Annotated in this window: 20 protein-coding genes; 8 read left to right on the top strand and 12 right to left on the bottom strand. The window is 59.0% G+C overall.

All coding sequences use genetic code 11. From position 1 onward, the window contains the following. Window positions 1–12: 12 nt before the first annotated feature. The 5 genes from ACRWA7_RS02030 to ACRWA7_RS02010 form a co-directional block, all read right to left on the bottom strand. A complete protein-coding gene (locus ACRWA7_RS02030; RefSeq protein WP_060857535.1) occupies window positions 13–864 on the bottom strand; it encodes a carbohydrate ABC transporter permease in 852 nt (283 codons plus the stop codon). 26 nt (window positions 865–890) lie between these two features. After that, window positions 891–1,748 carry a carbohydrate ABC transporter permease gene (locus tag ACRWA7_RS02025; protein ID WP_438391030.1) on the bottom strand — a complete coding sequence of 286 codons (858 nt, stop codon included), beginning with the start codon at window positions 1,746–1,748 and terminating at the stop codon, window positions 891–893. Between the two features lie 106 nt (window positions 1,749–1,854). Further along, window positions 1,855–3,111: an ABC transporter substrate-binding protein gene (locus ACRWA7_RS02020; protein ID WP_438390840.1), complete on the bottom strand. Its 1,257-nt coding sequence runs from the start codon at window positions 3,109–3,111 to the stop codon at window positions 1,855–1,857. Window positions 3,112–3,169: 58 nt separating this feature from the next. Further along, window positions 3,170–5,113: a beta-galactosidase gene (locus ACRWA7_RS02015; protein WP_438390839.1), complete on the bottom strand. Its 1,944-nt coding sequence runs from the start codon at window positions 5,111–5,113 to the stop codon at window positions 3,170–3,172. 11 nt (window positions 5,114–5,124) lie between these two features. Continuing rightward, entirely contained in the window at window positions 5,125–6,267 is a 1,143-nt protein-coding gene (locus ACRWA7_RS02010) for an ABC transporter ATP-binding protein (protein WP_060857539.1), read from the bottom strand. 280 nt (window positions 6,268–6,547) lie between these two features. Between ACRWA7_RS02010 and ACRWA7_RS02005 the strand changes: the two genes are divergently transcribed. Together ACRWA7_RS02005 and ACRWA7_RS02000 are read left to right on the top strand one after the other, a co-directional pair. Continuing rightward, complete coding sequence (locus tag ACRWA7_RS02005) at window positions 6,548–7,570, top strand: LacI family DNA-binding transcriptional regulator (RefSeq protein WP_438390838.1); 1,023 nt, start codon at window positions 6,548–6,550, stop codon at window positions 7,568–7,570. An 82-nt stretch (window positions 7,571–7,652) separates the two neighbouring features. After that, window positions 7,653–7,880 carry a helix-turn-helix domain-containing protein gene (locus tag ACRWA7_RS02000; protein WP_438390837.1) on the top strand — a complete coding sequence of 76 codons (228 nt, stop codon included), beginning with the start codon at window positions 7,653–7,655 and terminating at the stop codon, window positions 7,878–7,880. Here the strand turns inward: ACRWA7_RS02000 and ACRWA7_RS01995 are convergent. After that, window positions 7,877–8,227 (bottom strand): DOPA 4,5-dioxygenase family protein, encoded by a 351-nt coding sequence (locus ACRWA7_RS01995; protein WP_060857542.1) that lies wholly within the window; start codon window positions 8,225–8,227, stop codon window positions 7,877–7,879. The two genes, ACRWA7_RS02000 and ACRWA7_RS01995, sit on opposite strands and share 4 nt — an antisense overlap. Before the next feature lie 525 nt (window positions 8,228–8,752). Between ACRWA7_RS01995 and ACRWA7_RS01990 the strand changes: the two genes are divergently transcribed. Then, window positions 8,753–9,562, top strand: a complete 810-nt coding sequence (locus tag ACRWA7_RS01990; protein ID WP_438390836.1) for a class II aldolase/adducin family protein — start codon at window positions 8,753–8,755, stop codon at window positions 9,560–9,562. Window positions 9,563–9,618: 56 nt separating this feature from the next. On the opposite strand, the gene ACRWA7_RS01985 is transcribed toward ACRWA7_RS01990, so the two are convergent. After that, complete coding sequence (locus ACRWA7_RS01985) at window positions 9,619–10,608, bottom strand: ABC transporter substrate-binding protein (RefSeq protein ID WP_438390835.1); 990 nt, start codon at window positions 10,606–10,608, stop codon at window positions 9,619–9,621. Between the two features lie 229 nt (window positions 10,609–10,837). Between ACRWA7_RS01985 and ACRWA7_RS01980 the strand changes: the two genes are divergently transcribed. From ACRWA7_RS01980 to ACRWA7_RS01965, 4 genes are all read left to right on the top strand, one after another. Next, window positions 10,838–11,542 (top strand): PadR family transcriptional regulator, encoded by a 705-nt coding sequence (locus ACRWA7_RS01980; protein WP_438390834.1) that lies wholly within the window; start codon window positions 10,838–10,840, stop codon window positions 11,540–11,542. A gap of 41 nt (window positions 11,543–11,583) precedes the next feature. After that, window positions 11,584–12,399 (top strand): siderophore-interacting protein, encoded by an 816-nt coding sequence (locus ACRWA7_RS01975; RefSeq protein ID WP_438390833.1) that lies wholly within the window; start codon window positions 11,584–11,586, stop codon window positions 12,397–12,399. Between the two features lie 49 nt (window positions 12,400–12,448). Further along, entirely contained in the window at window positions 12,449–13,702 is a 1,254-nt protein-coding gene (locus tag ACRWA7_RS01970; RefSeq protein ID WP_438390832.1) for an MFS transporter, read from the top strand. A gap of 436 nt (window positions 13,703–14,138) precedes the next feature. After that, on the top strand, window positions 14,139–15,008 hold the full coding sequence (locus tag ACRWA7_RS01965; protein ID WP_438390831.1) for a DMT family transporter: 870 nt from the start codon (window positions 14,139–14,141) through the stop codon (window positions 15,006–15,008). A gap of 75 nt (window positions 15,009–15,083) precedes the next feature. On the opposite strand, the gene ACRWA7_RS01960 is transcribed toward ACRWA7_RS01965, so the two are convergent. From ACRWA7_RS01960 to ACRWA7_RS01940, 5 genes are read right to left on the bottom strand one after another with little or no spacing between them, the layout of a single operon-like run. Continuing rightward, entirely contained in the window at window positions 15,084–15,491 is a 408-nt protein-coding gene (locus ACRWA7_RS01960) for a RidA family protein (protein WP_060856369.1), read from the bottom strand. A 45-nt stretch (window positions 15,492–15,536) separates the two neighbouring features. Next, window positions 15,537–16,502 (bottom strand): agmatinase, encoded by a 966-nt coding sequence (locus ACRWA7_RS01955; protein WP_438390830.1) that lies wholly within the window; start codon window positions 16,500–16,502, stop codon window positions 15,537–15,539. 52 nt (window positions 16,503–16,554) lie between these two features. Then, window positions 16,555–17,217: an amino acid ABC transporter permease gene (locus ACRWA7_RS01950; protein WP_438390828.1), complete on the bottom strand. Its 663-nt coding sequence runs from the start codon at window positions 17,215–17,217 to the stop codon at window positions 16,555–16,557. Further along, the gene (locus ACRWA7_RS01945) at window positions 17,207–17,890 is read right to left on the bottom strand and encodes an amino acid ABC transporter permease (protein ID WP_060856372.1); all 684 of its coding nucleotides are present in this window, start codon (window positions 17,888–17,890) and stop codon (window positions 17,207–17,209) included. Before ACRWA7_RS01945 ends, ACRWA7_RS01950 begins: the two co-directional genes overlap by 11 nt. A 13-nt stretch (window positions 17,891–17,903) precedes the next feature. After that, complete coding sequence (locus ACRWA7_RS01940) at window positions 17,904–18,752, bottom strand: transporter substrate-binding domain-containing protein (protein ID WP_438390827.1); 849 nt, start codon at window positions 18,750–18,752, stop codon at window positions 17,904–17,906. 123 nt (window positions 18,753–18,875) lie between these two features. Here ACRWA7_RS01940 and ACRWA7_RS01935 point away from each other — a divergent pair, with 123 nt between their 5' ends. Further along, window positions 18,876–19,760 (top strand): LysR family transcriptional regulator, encoded by an 885-nt coding sequence (locus ACRWA7_RS01935; protein WP_060856374.1) that lies wholly within the window; start codon window positions 18,876–18,878, stop codon window positions 19,758–19,760. Window positions 19,761–19,762: the final 2 nt, after the last annotated feature.

Here is a 19,762-nt window from a genome sequence, read left to right as displayed (position 1 = left end):
AGCCCGACAACATCAGCCCTTGGTTGCGCCGAATGTCAGGCCGGCCACGAAATGCCGCTGCATGGCAAAAAACATCATGACGGAGGGCAACGCGGCAAGAATCGACCCCGCCGACACCAGATTCCACGCGGTCACCCACTGCCCTTTCAACGCGGCCACGCCGACTGTAATCGGTGCAGCTTCGTCGCCTTGCGTAAGGCACAACGCCCAGAAATAATCGTTCCAGACAAACGTGAAGACAAGAATGGCGAGCGCCGCCAACGCGGGGCGAATCAACGGCAATACGATTCGAAAGAAAACCGTCCACTCGTTTGCGCCTTCAATGCGCGCCGCCTCGACCAGTTCGAACGGCAATTGCTTGATGAAGTTGCGCAGGAAGAGCGCGCAAAAACCGGTCTGGAAAGCGATATGAAACAGGATCAGCGCGCTGACCGTATTGAAGATGCCGAGTTGCAGGGACAAATCGCGCACGGGAATCATCAGGATCTGGATCGGCACGAAATTGCCCGCAACGAACGTCGCGAACAACGCCGTGTTGCCGCGAAAGCTGTAGATCGCCAACGCGAATCCGGCCATGGACGCAAGCACGATCGATCCAATCACGGCGGGCACGGTGATCAGCACGCTGTTCCACAAGTAGTGAAGCATGGGCGATGTCGTCAGCGCGTCGCTGTAGTTCGCGATCAACGAAAAGTGCCGGGGCCAGCCCCAGTAATTGCCTTCGACAAGTTCGTCGGACGAACGAATGGAAGTGACCATCACCGCGATCAGCGGCAAGAGCCAGATTACCAGCGCGACCGGCAGCGACGATTTGTAAAGCGCCCGGTTGACGGGCTTCCATTTGGCGACGGGCGTGGGAAACATGGTGTGCTCCTGTCTGATTCAGCAACTCAGCGTTCGGTCCGCAGCATTCTGCGCAGGTGATAGACGATGTACACCATCATGATCGCGAACAGCACGACGGCGATCGCCGCCGAATAACCGATGCGGTAATACTTGATTGCCTGGTCGTACATGTAATAGGCCAGCACGGTAGAACTCTCGTACGGGCCGCCGCCGCTCATCACGGAGATCAGGTCAAAGCTGCGCAACGCGCCGATGACAGTCACCACGATCGCCATGAACGTGGTCGGCCGGAGTTGCGGCAAGACGACGTGCCACAACATGGTCCAGCCCTTCGCACCCTCCATGCGCGCCGCCTCGATCTGCTCGGCGTTGAGCGACGTCAGCCCGGTCAGATACAGGATCATGCAATAGGCGGTTTGCGGCCAGAGCGCCGCGAAGATGATGCCGAAGGTGACATAGCGTGCGTCGCCGAGCACGGGCACGCCATGCCCCAGAATGACTTTGAGCAAGCCGAAAGTCGGATCGTAGAACCAGCTGAACATCAGTCCGACGACCACGCCCGACAGCACAAATGGCGCGAAAAACAGGGACTTCACCACGCGAATGCCGCGCACCGCCTGATTGAGATACAACGCAACGGCGAGACCCATCGGCGGTGCAAGAAGGAACAAGATCAGCCACAGAACGTTGTTCTTGAGCGCCGTATAGAACGTCGGAGCCTGGAACAATTCGATGTAGTTATCGAAACCCGCGAAGGTCTTTTCCGTCATTCCGTCCCAGTTGTAGAAACTGAGCGTGACGCTGGAAATGATCGGCCAGATCACGTAGACAGCGACCATGATGCAGGCGGGCGCGAGAAACAGGAACGCGGCCAGCCGCTGCTGCCGGGCTTTCGCGGACATTCGCTTGTGGTGCTTCGGTTTGACCGCCGCAACGCTTAAGGTTTCAGACATACATGCTCCTGTCCTTCAAAAGGCGGCCCTTCGCGCGAAGAGCCGCCGTCGCGGATCACTTCTTGTAAATGCGCTTGCGCGTGGCTTCGAGTTGCGCCAAAACCCCATCCAGTTTCGTCGGATCGGATACGAACTGCTGCATGCCCTTCATGCCTTCATCCGCCATCTCCTTGGTCATGTCGCGATCATAGAACTGAGCGATACCGCCCTTCGTCTGCGACAGGATCTGGAAGCCGATCTTCGAAATTGGATCATCCGGTTCCGGCGACTTGCTGTTGGCCGGCAGCGATCCAAGACCCTTTGCAAGCTGCGCGCTCATCTCGGGCGTCTCCACGAACGCGAGGAACGTATGCGCGTCCGCCTTGTTCTTCGCCTTCGACGGAATATGCAGCGACTCCACCGGGCCATCTTCAGCGGTAGGCACCTTGCTGTCGATAATCGGAAACTGGAAGAAGCCCATTTGCGGCTTGATGTTCTGCGGGAAGCCGGCGGTAATGAACGTGCCCATCAGCATCATTGCAGCCTTGCCCTGGAACAGGAAAGGCTGCACGGCGTCGAGATCGTAGGAAAGCGAATTGTCGATGAAGACCTTGTTGTCGATCAGTTCCTTCCAGGCGGTGTAGACCTTCTTCACGCGCGGATCGGTATAAGGCACGTCGCCCGCCATCAGCTTTTGATGAAACGCGTTGCCGTTGATGCGCAGGTCGAGGTAATCGAACCAGCCAGCGAGTGTCCATGCATCGCGGCCCGCGACTGCAACCGGTGCGATGCCTGCGGCCTGGAGCTTCTTGCATGCATCGAGGAATTCAGGCCACGTCTTGGGCTCGGCTGAAATGCCGGCCTTCTGGAACAAGTCCTTTCTATAGAACATACCCCACGAATAATAGACGGTCGGCGCGGCGTACTGCTTGCCGTTGTAAGTGGACGATTCCTTGGTGGACGCGTACATGGCATCCCAGTTGTTCTTCTGCCAATCCGGCGTCAGGTCTTCGAACAGGCCGCGCTTCGCGTAATACGCCATGCGCTCGCCGTTGTGCCAGTTCACGATATCCGGCGCAACAGTCGAGAGCCAGCCGGGCAACTGGACCTTGTAGGCTTCTTCATCGACGAACGACACCTTCACGTCAATATCCGGATGCGCCTTTTTGAAAGCATCGAAAGTCTGTTGCCAGACCGCGCGCTGACTTGCTCCCTTGAACGCGATGTTCACCGTCAGCGTCCCGGCTTGCGCCATGCCCGCGCTTGCCAGGACAGCGGCGAACGCAATGCTCGTCAAGCCGTTGCGCAATCCGTTGCGAATGGAAAATTTCATGCGTGTCTCCTCATCGATGAGTGTTGTTTGCCTTACCTTGCCTTAGCCTGCCTGGGCTCTAAGCTGTCTTGTAGATCGCGACGCCTTGCGGTTCCACGTCCTCCTGTCCCACTATGAAGCTGCCTGCGTTCGGGACTTTATAAACGCTCGATGTGTAGTTGAAGACATAAGTCAGCGGGCCACGCCGGCTGATACGGATGCCGTCGGGCAGCGGTTGCGCATCGAGTCCCGCGGCGTTCGCGGCGTCCTGGAAGATGGCTTGCGTCAACGCATCGTCGAAAAGACTCGCAAGATAGCGGATCGATCCGCGACGCAAGATGGCGGGATGACCATCCGCGAATCGGGCTTCTACCTGCACGCCTTCCTCCGCTTCAACAAGGTCGCGCCAATGACGCGCTTCGCCGCGTTGGTCCACGTTTTCGGTCACGTTCGGGCGCATGGATTCGACGCGCCACACACGCATGGGAATCAACTGCGCGATATCGATACCCGGCGGCAACGCAGCGGGAATGGTGAGGTTGCCCGTCTTCGATCCTGTGCGCGGCCCAAGCACGACTTGCGCTTCGCTTGCTGCAAGCCTTGCCGCAAAGTCATCCGGCACGATTGGAAGCGGCGGTACCACGATCAGTTTGTACTTTTCCATGGACGCGCTGGCGGGAATGACATCGACGTCAAGCCCAAGGCTGCGCAGTGCACTGTAGTATTCAAATGCAAAACGCGGATAGTAAAAGTCGGCGCCTTGCGGATGAATCTCGAACAGCCACTTTGCTTCGTAGTCCCACACAAGCGCCACCTTCGCAGCGACGGGCAGATCGCCGTCTTCCATCGTCACAAGATCGATTTCCTTGGCAACTTGCGACGCTTCCTTGCCGCCCAGATCGAGCCGATTATCCGGCGTGTTCAAGCCCGCATGCATCTGCTCTTGTGCGAACGGCGCTTGCCGCCAGCGGAAGTACGAGACACATCCCGCGCCGTGCGCAAACGCTTCCCAGCTCCAGAGCTTCACCATGCCTGGCAGCGGCGCGGGATTCCAGTGCGCCCAGTTCACGGGACCCGGCTGCTGCTCCATGACCCAGAACGGCAGCTTCGACATGCCGCGATACACATCGTGATTGAACGAGGCAAAGTCCGGATGACCGGTACGCAGCCACTTCGCCTTGATCGATGGACCGAACCATTGTTCTTCAAGCGCACCAAGCGGATAGCTGTCCCACGTCGCAATATCCAGATCCGCCGCCACCTTGTAGTGATCGAACTCGGTGAAAAGCTGCATGAAGTTGTGCGCGACCGGACGTTCGGGTGAATGCGCACGGATGATGCCCGCCTGCATGCGGTTGTAGCGCACCACTTCGTCGGAGGCGAAACGGCGGTAATCCAGCCGATGCGACGGATGCGCTTCGGTCACGGTCGCGACCGGCAGGTCGATCTCGTCGAAGTCGCGATACTCCATGCTCCAGAAGACCGTGCCCCACGCCGTGTTGAGCGCGTCGATGCTCCCGTAGCGCTGCTTGAGCCACGCCCGAAAGCGCTGCAACGCGGCTGGCGAATAACTGACCACCGTGTTGTGACATCCGAACTCGTTGTCCGTTTGCCAGAACGCGACGGCGGGATGCCGGCCGTATCGCGCGGCGACGGCCGTGCAGATCTTCTGCGACGCCTCGAAGTACGAAGGCGACGAAAAATCGTAATGCCGGCGCGAGCCGAACGCGCGCGGACGGCCGTCCGCGCCCACGGGCAGTATGTCTGGATGACGGTCAATCAACCACTTCGGCGGCGTGGCGGTCGGCGTACACATGACGACCTTCAGGCCAGCGCCCGCGAGCGTGTCGATTGCGCGGTCAAGCCAGTCCCATTGATACGCGCCCGGCGACGGTTCGATCCGGCTCCACGCGAATTCGGCGATCCGGACCCGGCCGATGCCAAGCGCCTTCATGCGCGCTGCATCGTCCTTCCACATCGATTCCGGCCAGTGTTCCGGGTAATAGCAAACTCCAAGACGCATACGAAGCGCTCCTACGCAAAGTGAGGAATGGCAGCCGACGTGACGGCGAAACCGTCTTCGGTAAATAGATGGCAGGAGGCGGTCGGCACACTGAATGCGACGTTCTCGCCTTGTTTCGGAGTCCTGTCGCCGGGCGCCTTGGCGATAAGAACCGCACCGCCCGCCTGCTCCAGGTGCAGGTAACTGTGCTCGCCAAGCTGCTCGACAAGCGACACCGTGCGCCTGATTTGCTGCTGTGACGCATTGCCTGCGATGGGTTCAAGATGCTCGGGCCGGATGCCGAGGGTGACGGCCTGGCTCGGCATCAGCGCGTCGCCGTTCGCGTGCACTTCGATTTGTTCGCCGGTTCCGTCGAGCGCGATCAGCACGCTTTGCGCATTGGCCGACATCACGCGAGCGGGCATGAAATTCATTCGCGGCGAGCCGATGAACCCCGCCACGAAACGGCTTTTCGGCCGGTGATACAAATCGAGCGGCGCGCCCACTTGCGCAATGCTGCCGTATTTCGCGGTATCGGCGCCAGCGTGCAGCAGCACGATCTTGTCGGCGAGCGTCATGGCTTCTATCTGATCGTGCGTCACGTAGACCACACTGGCCTTATCGAACTGTTTGTGCAGACGCGCAATCTCGACACGCGTTTGTCCGCGCAGCGTGGCGTCGAGATTGGAAAGCGGTTCATCGAAGAGAAACACTCCCGGGCTGCGCACGATCGCACGTCCGATCGCGACGCGCTGGCGCTGGCCGCCCGACAATTCCTTCGGTCTCCTTTCCAGCAACGCCTCGAGTTGCAGGACGCGCGCGGCTTCCCTCACCTTTTTATCGATGACGGCTTTCGGCGTCTTCGCGAGCGTGAGCCCGAACGCCATGTTCTGGTACACCGTCATGTGAGGAAACAGCGCGTAGCTTTGGAACACCATCGCCACGCCGCGTTGCGCGGCGGGCACCTCGTTGACGAGTTTTCCATCGATATACAGATCGCCGTCGGTGATGTCCTCCAGGCCCGCGATCATGCGCAAGAGCGTCGATTTCCCGCATCCCGACGGTCCGAGGAACACGCAGAACTCATGCTCGCCGATTTCCAGATCGACGTCGCGGATCACCGGCGCGTGATCTCCATACGCCTTTTGAACCGACCGCAAAGAGATACTCGCCATGCCAACGTCTCCGTGTTTTACCGAGGAGACAGACGCAGGTTAAGCGCTTAACCTTTTGCCGGTGAAAAACGATCCATTGATGGATCGCCTTGCTCCGGTTGTCTCCGTCTTTGTGTTTTTGAACTTCCCTGGACGCAAATCTAGCGGTCTCTGCGGATTTATACAAATGCCGGGAAACCATCCCAAAATCTGAGACCGCGTGTTGATACTTGCATATACGCGTGCGTTCGCCGAACTTAGGCGACGTTCCGCTTAGGCGTTAACCCTTTCCCGAGATTCGATGACCACCTTGGCTGAAGTTGCCGCGCGCGCCGGCGTGACGCCCGCCACCGTCTCCAATGTGCTGCGCAAACGCGGCAAGGTCGGCGAGGCGACGCGGCAACGCGTGCTCGATGCGGTCGACGCGCTGGGGTATCGGCCGCATTTGACCGCGCGCGCGCTTGCCGAGGGCAGCGCGCCGACGCTTGCGCTGATGGTGTCCAGCATCGCGAATCCGTTCTATCCGGAGTTTGCGCTCGCGGCCGAGCGCGCCGCACGCAAGAACGGCCGGTTCCTGATTGTCTGCAATACTAACGAAGATCCTGCGATTGCGCGTGCGTATCTCGATCAGATTGCGGGAACATTGTCGGAAGGCGTGCTCGTGATGAACGCCCGGCTTGACTTCGATGACCTCGACAAAACGCTCGCGCGCGGCACGCCGATCGTGCTGTGCATGTGGGAACGTCCGGATGTATCGCCGGGACTGCCGTGCGTGGCCGTCGATTTTTTCGCGGCCGGAACGCTTGCCGCGCGGCATTTACTGGAGCTTGGGCATACGCGCATCGGCGCGATTGTCGCAAGCCAGCGCGACGGCGTGCAGGCCGCGCGATACGAGGGCTTCTGCCACACCTTGCGGGCGGCCGGCGTCGCGCATGCGGAGCAGGACGTGCGCTTTACGCGCGATGAAGTACAGCGCGGCTACGACGCCGCGTGCGAGTTGTTGAGCGCGTGCCCGGACCTCACCGCCATCTTCGCGACCAATGACCTTCCCGCACTCGGCGCGATGCACGCAGCGGCCGATCGCGGCATGCGCATTCCAGAGGACCTGTCCGTGATCGGTATTACCGACATTCAGCTTGCACGCGAATCGCGGCCGGGTTTGTCGACTATCGCGGTCCCCACCGATGCCGCCGCGGCAATGGCCGTCGAATTACTCGAAGCGCTGATCGAGAACGGCGGCCGGGAAAAAGAAGCGCCCATGCGCGTTGCGCCCGACCCGGTGCTGGTGCAACGCGCATCGACGGGGCGCGTGCGCGGTGTCTGACGCAGTGTTTGAATCACGCGGTTTCAAACCCTTTCCGGCACCTTTGCAAACAGCGGATCGACTCCTTCCGCGATAGTCGGATATGAGAACCTTTGCCGAGTTGACCGACGACTCGCCGATGATGCTGCTTGAGCCCATCCACATGCAGCTTGCGGTAACGTTGCCGATGCGCACGACGAAGAGTATCGGGGAAATAGCTGACGACGTGGGGTACAGATCGGAAGCGACGTATAGCAGGAAGTTTAAGGAGACGTACGGCGTGGGTCCGGGTGCGGTCCGGCAGGCGGGGCGCGGATGGTTGATTGTTTAGAGCAGGTTGTTGAGTACCAGTTCGTGAGAGTGTCCGATCCAGATGGCGGCATCGCGATGATCGCGAAGGGCGTCGCCGGTATTTGGATGAATGAAAATATCGAGTGAACCGTGATTTAGCGTGAGCCATTCAACGATGGCGGCGAACTGTCCGGGTTCGAATGCGAGTTGATAAGACCATTGTGGATGTGGACCGACGGTTTTTTCGTGAAAGCGTCCGATCTGAAGCGTGTTGCCGAGACGGCTGGCGATTTCCTCGCGCAGTTTCCACGCGATATCGCGTGTAGACGCGTTGAAATAGACGTGTGCATGCCATGACGTGACGGGGGAAGAGGCGGTTGTATGCATGGATGGCCAGTAACAAAAGAAAGGAGTGTCGCGACCGGGTGTTGATTCTGAACAAACGCGTCGATTCCTGAGTGTAGCCAAAACGGACCGGAGATGCTTGAACTTGCCCGAGAGCACTGGTGGCGAAGCGTGTGGATGTAGGAGTTCGGAGGGGGAGGGTTTCAGGTGTTGGTGGTTATGGCGGCAAGGGATCTTTTGAAGTCCCAAGCAGATGTAATTGCACGCTTAGTCTCTTTAAGAATTAGCGGTTGGAAGGCGTTTTCTTTGCTTCGTTTCTTTTTCGCCGTTGGAAAAAGAAATGAAGTCCCGCCACGGATAGTGGCTAACAGCGCTAAATAAATCAGCCAAACCAAACCGAGCGAAAGCTCCGACCGACAGGAAGCGCCCCTCAAATACACCCTCAATCATGCACATCCGATATGGTTATCTGCAATCAATATTTAACCGAAGAATAAGTGAATGTTAGCCTTTGAGTCGATCTGCCGGACAGCCGCCCCCGGCTCAAACGCCCAAGGACATCCACCCATGAGCACTCTACCTGCCACGCCCAACCTCGCGCTCCACACCAAACCCATCCGCAAATTCTGGTTCGAGGAAGCCCCTCCCCCGGCATCACTCGCGGCAGAACGCCGGCATCGTCTCGAGCGTCTAGCGGGCGCATTCCGCCTGTTCGCCCGATATGGTTTCGACCAGGGCCTCGCCGGTCACATCACGGCGCGCGACCCTGAATGGACCGATCACTTCTGGGTCAACCCTTTAGGGCGGCACTTTTCACGCATGCGCGTTTCCGACTTGCTGCTCGTGAATAGTGAAGGCGAGATCGTAGTGGGAAAGGGACCGGTCAATCAGGCCGCATTTGCCATTCATGCCGCGATTCATGAAGCACGCCCGGACATTGTCGCGGCGGCGCACACCCATTCGCTATATGGCAAGGCATGGTCGACACTCGGCCGCAAGCTCGATCCGCTGACGCAGGACTCGTGCTCATCCTATGAGGATCACGAACTATTCGATGATTTCCAGGGGGTCGTTCTCGACACGAAAGAAGGCGCCCGCATTGCCAACGCACTCGGTTCGAGCAAGGCCGTGATACTGAAAAACCACGGCATCCTGACCGCAGGCCCGACAGTGGAAGCCGCCGCATGGTGGTATCTCGCGCTCGATAACGCATGTCACACCCAACTGTTGGCGGAGGCTGCGGGCAAGCCTCAACCCATTCCACACGAAGTCGCCGCACTCACGCACGAGCGCGTGGGACGTCCCGGCGGCGCGCTGTTTTCATTCCAGAGCTTGTACGAAGGGCTGGTGGAAGCCGAACCGGACTTGCTGGACTGACAAAACCCTGAGCGTGGACCGCCAACCCTCCAACCGTCCACGCCTCGCAATCTGTTTCAGGCCTTCGCTATCTGCGTATCCGATATCGCCCGGACATCGATCCGCCTTGGCAGGATGGCATCGCGAAACGCACTATCCGCCACCTTTTGCAGCGCGACGATATCGCCATCGGCGACGAAGCGCTGCTTCAGCGCGGAGCGCGCGGTAATCGTTTTAGCGGCATCGAGCGAGAGGCGCGTGAGCGATGCATACACACGCGCGTATTCATCGGGATTGGCAATCGCCCAGTCACCCGCGCGCTGGAAGCGCTGCAGCACGTCCGCTATCGCAAGCCGCTTCAATGGATTTGCTGCCGCCTCGCCCGACGCCGTAATAAACCCCAATCCACTATTTATCCCGGTCCCGTCGCGCAGCACTCGCGCGCCGTGCTGCACGGCAGTGCCGAAATACGGATCGAAGGTCGCCCATACCTCGATACTCCCCGAAGCAAACGCAGTGAACGCATCGACCGGCAACACGAATCGCACCGATACATCGTCACGCGAAAGCCCTGCCTCGGCGAGCGCCCCATAGAGCTGGAATTGCGAAATGCTGCCCCGCGCCGACGATACGAACACCGTGTGTCCCTTGAGATCCGCGACGCTGCGCAGCTTCGAATTCGCAGGCACGAGAATGCCCAGTTGCGCCCCGGAGCCCACCCGCGTCGCGACGATCTTGAGCGTGGGATCGCCGACAGCCGCCGCCAGCACGGGCAAGTCGCCTGCCGGAGCGATATCGACCGCGCCAGCGCGCTGCGCTTCGAAAAGCGGCGCCGCACCTTGAAAATTGGCCCATTTGAACGCGTACGGCGTGCCATCGAGCACTTTCGCAGCCTCGGCCAGCGCGCGTGTGCCGCCCGCCTGATCGCCTAGGACTAGCGTGACGGAGGATAGCGCAGCGGCGCTTACTGACAACGGCGCCAATACACCGACTGCCGCCATCGCCGGGGCGGCTCCCAACAAGCGCAACGCGCGGCGCCTCGCGGCGAAAGCTTCGAAACCAGCCATATGCATCGACCCTCATGGACAAAACCAGCGCCCAGAGTATCGATGCGCGTGCGCCTTGAGAATTATTCAATTCCCATATGGTTATGAGGCTTTATGGCCTAAGCAATGCATGTTCTTCGAGCGCGTTGGAAGGACGACCGGACTACCAAAAAATCAAAAAACCCGTTGACACGCTATCTTAAGATATATATCTTAAGATCTGTTTTACGATAATCCACGGAGTTCCACGATGAGACGCCATCACATACGCGCATACGATTCCTCGATTTTTGAAGGCCACTCCGCCCTGCATTCGCTCTGGCACGCGATTGGCCGCCACCATCATCGCCATCATGACGACGACCGCTTCGGTGGCCGTGGCGGCCCCGGTGGTGGCGGATTCGGCGGCGGCGAGGACGGCATGCCGCGCGGCCGAAAATTCACATCCGACGACCTGCAACTGCTTCTGCTCGCCCTGCTCGCCGAGCAGCCGCGCCACGGCTACGAGTTGATCAAGGCGCTCGAAGTCCGCTCGAACGGTTTTTACACGCCGAGTCCGGGCATGGTCTATCCGGCGCTGACCTATCTGGAAGAACTTGGCTACGCGACCGTCGAACTGGAAGGCAACCGCAAGCGTTATGCACTCGCGGAACCGGGCCGTGAGCATCTGGCGGCCAACCGCGAGCGCGTCGACATCATGTTCGCCAAGCTAAGCCACTTTGCCCGCAAGATGGATTCGGTGCGCCGCGCGTTTGCAGGCCAGGCGCCCGATGAAAACGGCGAAGGCAACGACAGCAACACGTGGCTGCCAGAATTCATCCAGGCTCGCCGCGCACTGAAACATGCGCTGCTGATGCGAACAGAAGCAAGCCCCGACGAGCAACGCCGGATCGCGGCCATTCTCATGCGCGCCACGGCTGAAATAGAAGGCAAGGCGGCGAGCGATCCAGCTTGATTGAGCCTTGTACCAACCCGCACTTTTCAAGGAAAGACAGCATGCAAAACAGACCTGATCTGGCGGTCGCTCGCGTTCGCCACGCACTCAAATTCCGCTTGCTTCAGGTCAAGCGGGTTCATCCGGTGACGCCCCATCTTGTGCGCGTCACGCTCGGCGGCGAAGATCTTCACGACTTCGAATCTGCATCGTTCGACGACCATATCAAGGTCTTCTTTCCGTCTCCCGGCGACGACAAACCCGCGTTGCCCAGCGCCGGTCCGAACGGTCCTGTGTTCGCGGAAGACCAGCCGCGACCCGTCGCGCGAGATTTCACACCGCGCCGTTTTGATCGGGAAGCACGCGAACTGGATATCGAGTTCGCGTTGCATGAAGCAGGGCCCGCGGCGACCTGGGCGAGCCAGGCACAGGTTGGACAGTATCTTGGCATTGGAGGTCCCCGTGGTTCGTTCACCATTCCCACGGGCTTCGACTGGCATTTTCTCATTGGCGACGAAACCGCGCTGCCCGCCATCGCACGTCGCCTGGAAGAGTTGCCTGCGGGAACGCGGGTTGCAGCGTTGATAGAAGTCGAGGACCCTTCCGCGCGCATCGAGTTCGATACAAGAACGGACTTGTACGCGGAGTGGCGCTACCGGAGCGAATACGATTTCCCAGGCGGCGCGCTGTTGCTCGCGCTGCGCGAAATGTATTTGCCCAATGGCGAAGGTTATGTGTGGGCGGCGGGTGAATCGAGCGTCATTCGCGCGGTCCGCCAGCATCTGTGCACGGAACGCGGTATTGATAAAACCCGCGTTCGTGCTTCCAGCTACTGGAAACGCGGAGCGGTGGCGGTTCATGAGTCAATCGACGACTAGACAGGAATAAACAGCGCCGGGTCCGCAATAAACAATAATCAGGATGGCTATGTATAGTCTGGATACAACTCGGGAGCGGCGTCTGCTATGGCTGCTCGCGCTGACGCAATTTACCATCATCATGGACTTCATGGTCATGATGCCGCTTGGCCCGCAAATCATGCGGAGTTTTCAGATTTCCCCTGCCGCGTTTGCGACCGCGGTTTCGGCGTACTCATGGTGTTCGGGTCTTTCTGGCCTGTTGGGCGCGACGTATATAGATCGCTTCGATCGTCGTCGATTACTGCTGGGCGTATATGCATTGTTTGCTTTGTCGAACCTTGCTTGCGCTCTTGCACCAAGCTTCTCCATCCTGCTTTTCGCGCGCGCGTTCGCGGGCATTACGGGTGGCATGCTGGGGTCGGTCGTAATGGCCATTGTCAGCGACGTCATTCCCGTTGCAAGGCGAGGCGCCGCGACCGGCACCATCATGACGGCCTTTTCGCTCGCGGCGGTAGCCGGCGTCCCTGCGGGCATCCTGCTTGGCGCGCGGTTCGGGTGGTACACGCCATTCATCCTGCTGACGGCGCTTTCGGTATTGATCTGGCTTGGCAGCATGCGCATTGTGCCCGCGCTGTCCGAACATCTGGGACGGCAACAGCCTGCGTTGCGAAGCGTGTTGCCGGGGCTATGGAGGCTTCTGTCGAATCCACGTCACATGAGCGCATTTGCGATGACCTTTGTTGTCATGGGTTCGCAGATGCTGGTGATTCCGTTCATATCGCCCATACTGGTCGCCAATCACGGCGTCCAGCCGGCGCAGTTGTCATGGCTTTACATGGGCGGCGGCGCGGCGACGTTTTTCACATCGCGTTTTATCGGCCGACTTTCCGATCGCTACGGCAGCCGCAAGATGTTTCGCGTGATGGTCGCTGTCTCGCTGCTGCCAATCTTGTTTGTCACGCATTTGCCGAGTCTGCCGTACGTTGCGTTGTTACTGTTTTTCCCAGTATTCATGGTGACAGTTTCGGGCCGCATGGTTCCCATGCAGGCGCTGCTTACGACTGTTCCCGCACCCGCCAACCGTGGCGCATTCCTCAGCACGAACAGTGCACTTCAGGCGCTTGGCAGCGGCTGCGGTGCGTGGCTCGGAGGCTTGTTGCTGTCGAGCAATGCCAATGGAAGTATTCAAGGCTACGGGACCAATGGTTGGCTTGCGACTGTTCTTGTCGTGCTTGCCGCAGCGTGGATCAACCGCGTGAAATCTTCGTCGGAGAAGCCTGTGTCTAGCGCCGTTTCCGCGGAAGCGGTCAGCGAAGCATGAGCTCGTGCAGATCAGCTTTGTTCAGTGATCTGCCACAGGACAAACCTTATTTCGTCATAACCCAGGCATTGCACAATGCATTGCTAACCGGTAATCTTGCATTTACGCAATAACAAAATCTTCATTGAATTTCGTGACCAGGCCCGCGCACATCTGCTTTGCTGGAATCGAGTTCAACTCGATGTCCGGCAGCGTGCGCACTGCCCGTCCGTTTGCCGCCTCTGTTTCTCCACCTGTCGCGTCTGCTGCAAATCCTCCCAATTCGCCTCCGAACGCTGTTACCCCAGGCGCGGTAGCGCCTCCGCGTACGCGCGTTTGCGGCTGATTTATCAGCTACTGAATCCGCGGTAACCGGCTCGACCGCCGCACCTTGCGTGCCGTGGCGGCGTGACTGTGTTCGCCGTTGTTATCTATTCCCTCGACAGGTGAATGAATCATGGTCTTTATAAAAACAGCCCTCGCCGCCTATGGCTCGACGGCGCTCTTCGTGTTGCTCTGGAGTAGCGGGGCGATCGTTTCGGAAACGGGACTCCAGCATGCCAGTGCCCTTCCCTTTCTCGTCTTGCGCTTCGCGCTCGCTTCAGCCGTGCTCGCGGCTCTGGGCGCATGGCGTGGGCAATGGTTGCCCGCGCGAGGAACAAGGCTTCAAGTTGCGTTCAGTGGTGGCCTGCTGACCGGTGGTTATTCCACCTGCTATTTGCTCGCGCTCGACCACGGAATAACGCCTGGTGTGCTTGCCACCATTCTTGGCGTTCAGCCCGTATTGACGCTGTTGCTTGTGGAACGGCGCTGGACGACCTCTCGTGTGAGCGGGCTCTTGCTTGCGTTGAGTGGCCTATGCCTGGTGATGCTCGGGGCGGGAAAAGTCGGATCCTTTCCAATCGTGGGACTGCTGTTCGCGTCCGCATCGCTGGGTTGCATGACGTTTGGCGCCATTTTGCAAAAGCGCGTGAAACAACAACCCATCGATGTACTGCCCTTGCAGAACGCGGTTAGCCTGATGCTTTGCGTAATGTTGCTGCCGTTGCAACCGTCGAGCATCGCGTTGAATACAGGACTGCTCCTGCCGTTGCTCTGGCTCGGCATTGTGATATCGGTATTCGCGCAGTTGTTGTTCTACCGCCTCGTGCGTGCCGGGAATCTGGTCGACGTAACAAGCCTGTTCTATCTCGTACCGGTATTTACGGCGATCATGGATTACGCGTTTCTGGGTAATCGCCTAGCGCCCGATGGCGTAGCCGGAATGGCGTCGATCCTCGCCGGACTCGTCCTTGTCTTTCGTGCAACACCTGCGCAAAGGCGCTAAATCCACGTAGGCGGCTAAATTGCCCGGAGATGGCTTTAAAAAAACGTCTCCGGGCAATTGCGGTCCATGCAATGCTTAGGACTTCACCGCGATCACATCGACCTCCACCAGCCATTCAGGACGCGCAAGCGCGGTCACGGTCAGACCCGTCGATACCGCATGCACACCCTTCAACCAGCGTCCAACCACGCGATACACCGCCTCGCGATACCGAACATCGGTCAGGTAGATTGTCACCTTGCAGATATCCTCGACCTTGCTGCCAGCTTCTTCCAGCAGCATCTTCACATTGGCCATGGCCTTCTCAGCCTGCGCTGCCGCGTCGCCAATACCAACCGACTCGTACGTCTCCAGATCCTGCCCAATTTGTCCGCGCAGGAAGATCATATTGCCGGCCACAACGGCCTGTGCAAGGTCATTATCGAGCGACTGTTCAGGGTACGTGACCTTCGTGTTGAACGGGCGAATGCGAGTGTGTTCCATGATGTCTCTCAGTAGATGAATCTCGGTTAGGGGCCGTTGACGGAATTAACGGCGATTGTCGAAATAGCCAGCACGGATAGCCGTGCCAATCAGGTTCAGGATCAGGCGCCCGGCCGTCATGCACGAGATCTGGTTCACATCCTTCTCAGGCTGAATCTCGACGATATCCATGCCCACCACACGTCCCTTCTTCACGAGACCGTGAATCAGCTTGCGCGCTTGCAGGAACGTCACGCCGCCCGGCGCAGGACCCGCAACGGCCGGCATGACGGAAGGATCGAGACCATCGGCGTCGATGGTCAGGTAGTAGTTGCCGCCATCGGGAATGCGCGCGAGTACCGCGTCCATGCCAATATCATGAAGCTCATAGGCGGTGATTAATTCAGAGCCGTACGCCTTGGCTGCGCGGAATTCTTCCGGACGGCCGCTGCCTTGCGCACGCAATCCAATCTGCACGATCTTTGCGACATGCTTCATTTCGGAAGCCCGGCGAATCGGGCTGGAGAGACCGTCGCGCACACCGTTCACTTCATCGCGCCAGTCGAGGTGAGCATCGACATGAACCAGCGTGATCGGGCCGAGACTGTCGAACGCGCGCAATACGGGCGTAGTAATGCCGTGATCGCCACCCATTACGATAGGCAATGCGCCCGCCGCCAGAATCTTGCGCACGACCTGTTCAACGCGCTCATAGTGGCTGCCCGGAGCGGCGAGGTCTGCGATCACATCGCCACAATCGACAAAGCGGATATCCGTGCGTTCCTGCAACAGCGGCCCGTCGATATCGAAATCATAGTGACCCGGCGAGCGCACCACGCGGTCGGTGGCCTGGCGAATGGCTGTTGGCGCGTTGGTCTGATCGTTGGTGAAATCGGCGGCAGAATACGCGGAGCCGTAGGGCATGCCAAGCACGGCAATGTCGGCTTCGAGATTGTCGAGGTCCATCGCCAGCTCGGAATAGAGCAGCGTCTTGTGGCCCGTCTTCGGAGCAACTGTCAGTGGTTTTGCCATGATAAGGAATCCTTTATTGATGAGTTTTGACTACGCCAGGACGGACGCAGTATCAGACGCGCCGGTAGCGGGTTGCGTAACGCTCCGACCATTGCCCGGCCACGTCGAGCAGAACGCTGCACAGCCAGTAGATGAGCGCGGTGGTGCCTAGAACTTCAACGTAAGCAAACGTGTCGGCGGTAAGCAGGTTACTTTGATAGGTCAGCTCGGTCAGGCTCATGACCGAGAATATGGACGAGTCCTTGAACATCATGATCGTGAGGCCGGTGGTAGCCGGCGCGAGAACACCGAAGATCTGCGGCAACACCACGTAACGCTGCACTTGAATACCTGATAACCCAAGCGAGCGCGCCGCCTGCACCTGTCCATGCGCCAGACTACCGAATGCGGCGCGCAGGATTTCGCAGAAGTAACCTCCCGTATAAAAAGCCGTCGCGGCCACGCCGATGGCAAACGCGGGCATGGAGACGCCCAGCTTCGGCAATCCGAAAAAACTCAGGTAGACGAGTATCAGGAAAGGGACGTTACGCACGATCTCCACGTAGGAGAGCGCCACTGCGCGCAGCACACGCCACGCGGACGCCCGGAAATACGCGGCAATGGTGCCGGCCACGATGCCAAGTGGAATACCGAGGACGCAAACTTGAGCCGTGACCTTCAGTCCCTTTAAAAGCGGAAGAATGGACGATTGAACAATAGCCAGATCAATGGACATTGGGCAGCACTTTCGCCACACGGCGTTCGAGTCCGCGCGACGCTGACGACGCGACAAACAGAATGGCAAAGTAGACTGCCGCCGTCGCGGAGAACACCTGCAGCGGCAAATTGGTTTGCAGCGTGGCATCTCGCGCGACCGTTGCGAGATCGTGCACCGCGATGATCGACATGAGCGAGGAGGCTTTCAACAGCATCGTGAATTCGTTGGTCAGCGGCGGTATGGAACGATAAAAAAGCTGCGGGAAAACAATGTACCTCCACACTTGAAACGCGGGCATGCCGAGCGCGCGCGCCGCCGGAATCTGTCCACGGCCGAGCGAATTCAATGCGCCGCGCAGGATCTCGGAGACATACGCCGCCGTGTTCAATGCAAGCGCAAGAATGCCTGCCTGTAGCGGCGAGATATTCAGGTTGAGCACCGCGGGCAACACGTAGTACGCCACCAGCATCTGGATCAGCGCGGGCGTGCCGCGTATCACGCTGACGTAGAGAATCACGAGCCACGCGAGCGCGCGGCCGCCATGCTGGCGTATGAGCAGCAGCGCCGCACCAATCAGGATGCCGAGCGCAAACGCGGCCACGCTCGACAAAACCGTCGTAACCGCACCCGCGATAACATCGTGGAAAAACGGCGCGAGCACGGCAAGGTGGCTGCCTAGAAAAGCAAACATGCAGCGCTCCGCCTCAGACCGCGCCTTCGGGCAGATAGCCGCTGGTTGGCAGGTTCATTGTGTAACCGAACCACTTCTTTTGCATCTGCGCGAGCTGACCGCTTTTTGTCAGTTCCGTAAGCGACGTGTTGATGAACGTGCGAATTTCCAGATCCTGCGGATTCGCGACCCATGCAAGCACTTTTGGTTCGCCAATCTTGCCGATCACGCGGAATTGCCCCGGCTCTTTCTTCATCAGCACAGCAACAATGTTCGACGGCATGATGCCAATATCGAGCGTCTTGTTTGTCAACGCGACCATGACATCCGGATATGCCTGGAACAACTTGATGTCAGCGTAGCCCGCGCCCTTGCTTTTCAGCTGTGTATCAAAAGCCTGCGCAATAGGCTGCGACGACGAACCCATCTGCGTGCCAACCACATGGCCCGCCGCGTCTTCGGCCTTGGCAATGGCATTGTCGCTGGAGCGCACGACCAGCACCGTATCGACAACGCCTACCGGTTCCGAGAAAGCAAAGCGCTTCGCGCGTTCCGGGTTGATGCCCACGCTCGTCGCAACGAAGTCGAACTTGTGTGTCATCAGGCCGGGCAGCAATCCCTGAAACGGCAGGTTGACCTGGTTGAGCGTCACGCCAAGCTTGCTCGCCATGTATTCCAGAATGTCGTGACCGTAGCCCACCACTTTGCCGTTTTCCACGAATTCAAAGGGCTCGTAAGCTGCCTCGGTTCCAACTGTAAGTTTGCCTCGCTTGCGAATGTCCGCGAGCGTTCCGCCTTCCGCGAAAGCGAAAGTAGGCAAGGCCATCGCGAGCGAAACGCCGCCGGCCATGGTGATGAATTTGCGGCGGTCGAGCTTGATCATGTGATTCCCCGGAAACGTTGAAAAGCATGGATGGGGAGAAATGTAGGTAGTCAAAAAAGTTTTGAAAAACCATTTTTTCGTTGTTATGGTTCCGGAAATCAAAACCTTCTTGGGCCTGCGTCGATGAAAAAAATGGATCTGACCGAGCGCGACTTGCGTTCGCTGCGCGTATTTTGCGCGGCGGCGCAAGCAAGCGGATTCGCGGCGGCGGAGCGCGCCTTGTCAATGTCCAAGGCATCGATCAGCAGGCATATCAACGAGGTCGAAACGCATCTCGGGCTCAAGCTATGCGAGCGTGGTCCCGGAGGATTCCAACTGACGGAGGGCGGCGAAGTTGCGCTACGGGTAGCGTTGCAGGCACTTGAAGCGCTGGAGCGCATCAAGCCGGAAGTCGATGCCGTACGCGGAATCCTGTCCGGGCCGTTATTGCTGGGAACGTCGGAGCATGTGCTTACGCATGAGGGGTGCCGCATTTCGGAAGCGCTGGGCGAGTTGCACCGGATTGCGCCATTGGTCAGGCCGACGTTGTCGGTGATGACGTTCAGCGACCTGGGCGTGGCGCTTACCGAACGCCGCGTGCAGATAGCCATTCGTGGCGCTTACAAACGAATCCGGGCGTTTCGGCATTACCCGCTTTTTACCGAGACGCATCGCGTGTTTTATCGGCCGGCGGCTGCGGGTGAAATTCGTGCAAATGAAGACACGCGCGTTTTACCCCTTGTTTACAGGCCTCATCCGTTCGTCGAGGATGCGCTCGCGACACAGGGATTCACACAGGGACTCGAAGTGAGCGGGCTGGAGGCCGTTGCCATGATGGTCGCTACCGGCCGCTACGTTGGCTTGTTGCCCGAGCACTATGCAGCGCAGCTTTCTCCCCGTTATGAGTTCGCGGTCCTGCCCGGATCACCGTTTTATTCCATGCCCTTTTGCGCCATCGTGGAAGAAGCGCGGCCTCTCACGCGCAGCGCGGAAGCGTTCCTGAATCTTTTGCTGGAGGTGCATCGTTAAGC

The sequence above is a fragment of the Caballeronia sp. DA-9 genome (assembly GCF_051615025.1).
In the GTDB taxonomy this organism is placed as follows: domain Bacteria; phylum Pseudomonadota; class Gammaproteobacteria; order Burkholderiales; family Burkholderiaceae; genus Caballeronia; species Caballeronia sordidicola.
The sequence above is the reverse complement of the archived record's forward strand: the minus strand, read 5'-3'. Positions and strand labels throughout refer to the sequence as shown.

Excerpts from the sequence above, each read along its gene's own strand:
- ACRWA7_RS02030 (WP_060857535.1), bottom strand. The coding sequence starts at position 864 with ATGTTTCCCACGCCCGTCGCCAAATGGAAGCCCGTCAACCGGGCGCTT.
- ACRWA7_RS02025 (WP_438391030.1), bottom strand. The coding sequence starts at position 1,748 with ATGTCCGCGAAAGCCCGGCAGCAGCGGCTGGCCGCGTTCCTGTTTCTC.
- ACRWA7_RS02020 (WP_438390840.1), bottom strand. The coding sequence starts at position 3,111 with ATGAAATTTTCCATTCGCAACGGATTGCGCAACGGCTTGACGAGCATT.
- ACRWA7_RS02015 (WP_438390839.1), bottom strand. The coding sequence starts at position 5,113 with ATGCGTCTTGGAGTTTGCTATTACCCGGAACACTGGCCGGAATCGATG.
- ACRWA7_RS02010 (WP_060857539.1), bottom strand. The coding sequence starts at position 6,267 with ATGGCGAGTATCTCTTTGCGGTCGGTTCAAAAGGCGTATGGAGATCAC.
- ACRWA7_RS02005 (WP_438390838.1), top strand. The coding sequence starts at position 6,548 with ATGACCACCTTGGCTGAAGTTGCCGCGCGCGCCGGCGTGACGCCCGCC.
- ACRWA7_RS02000 (WP_438390837.1), top strand. The coding sequence starts at position 7,653 with ATGAGAACCTTTGCCGAGTTGACCGACGACTCGCCGATGATGCTGCTT.
- ACRWA7_RS01995 (WP_060857542.1), bottom strand. The coding sequence starts at position 8,227 with ATGCATACAACCGCCTCTTCCCCCGTCACGTCATGGCATGCACACGTC.
- ACRWA7_RS01990 (WP_438390836.1), top strand. The coding sequence starts at position 8,753 with ATGAGCACTCTACCTGCCACGCCCAACCTCGCGCTCCACACCAAACCC.
- ACRWA7_RS01985 (WP_438390835.1), bottom strand. The coding sequence starts at position 10,608 with ATGGCTGGTTTCGAAGCTTTCGCCGCGAGGCGCCGCGCGTTGCGCTTG.
- ACRWA7_RS01980 (WP_438390834.1), top strand. The coding sequence starts at position 10,838 with ATGAGACGCCATCACATACGCGCATACGATTCCTCGATTTTTGAAGGC.
- ACRWA7_RS01975 (WP_438390833.1), top strand. The coding sequence starts at position 11,584 with ATGCAAAACAGACCTGATCTGGCGGTCGCTCGCGTTCGCCACGCACTC.
- ACRWA7_RS01970 (WP_438390832.1), top strand. The coding sequence starts at position 12,449 with ATGTATAGTCTGGATACAACTCGGGAGCGGCGTCTGCTATGGCTGCTC.
- ACRWA7_RS01965 (WP_438390831.1), top strand. The coding sequence starts at position 14,139 with ATGGTCTTTATAAAAACAGCCCTCGCCGCCTATGGCTCGACGGCGCTC.
- ACRWA7_RS01960 (WP_060856369.1), bottom strand. The coding sequence starts at position 15,491 with ATGGAACACACTCGCATTCGCCCGTTCAACACGAAGGTCACGTACCCT.
- ACRWA7_RS01955 (WP_438390830.1), bottom strand. The coding sequence starts at position 16,502 with ATGGCAAAACCACTGACAGTTGCTCCGAAGACGGGCCACAAGACGCTG.
- ACRWA7_RS01950 (WP_438390828.1), bottom strand. The coding sequence starts at position 17,217 with ATGTCCATTGATCTGGCTATTGTTCAATCGTCCATTCTTCCGCTTTTA.
- ACRWA7_RS01945 (WP_060856372.1), bottom strand. The coding sequence starts at position 17,890 with ATGTTTGCTTTTCTAGGCAGCCACCTTGCCGTGCTCGCGCCGTTTTTC.
- ACRWA7_RS01940 (WP_438390827.1), bottom strand. The coding sequence starts at position 18,752 with ATGATCAAGCTCGACCGCCGCAAATTCATCACCATGGCCGGCGGCGTT.
- ACRWA7_RS01935 (WP_060856374.1), top strand. The coding sequence starts at position 18,876 with ATGAAAAAAATGGATCTGACCGAGCGCGACTTGCGTTCGCTGCGCGTA.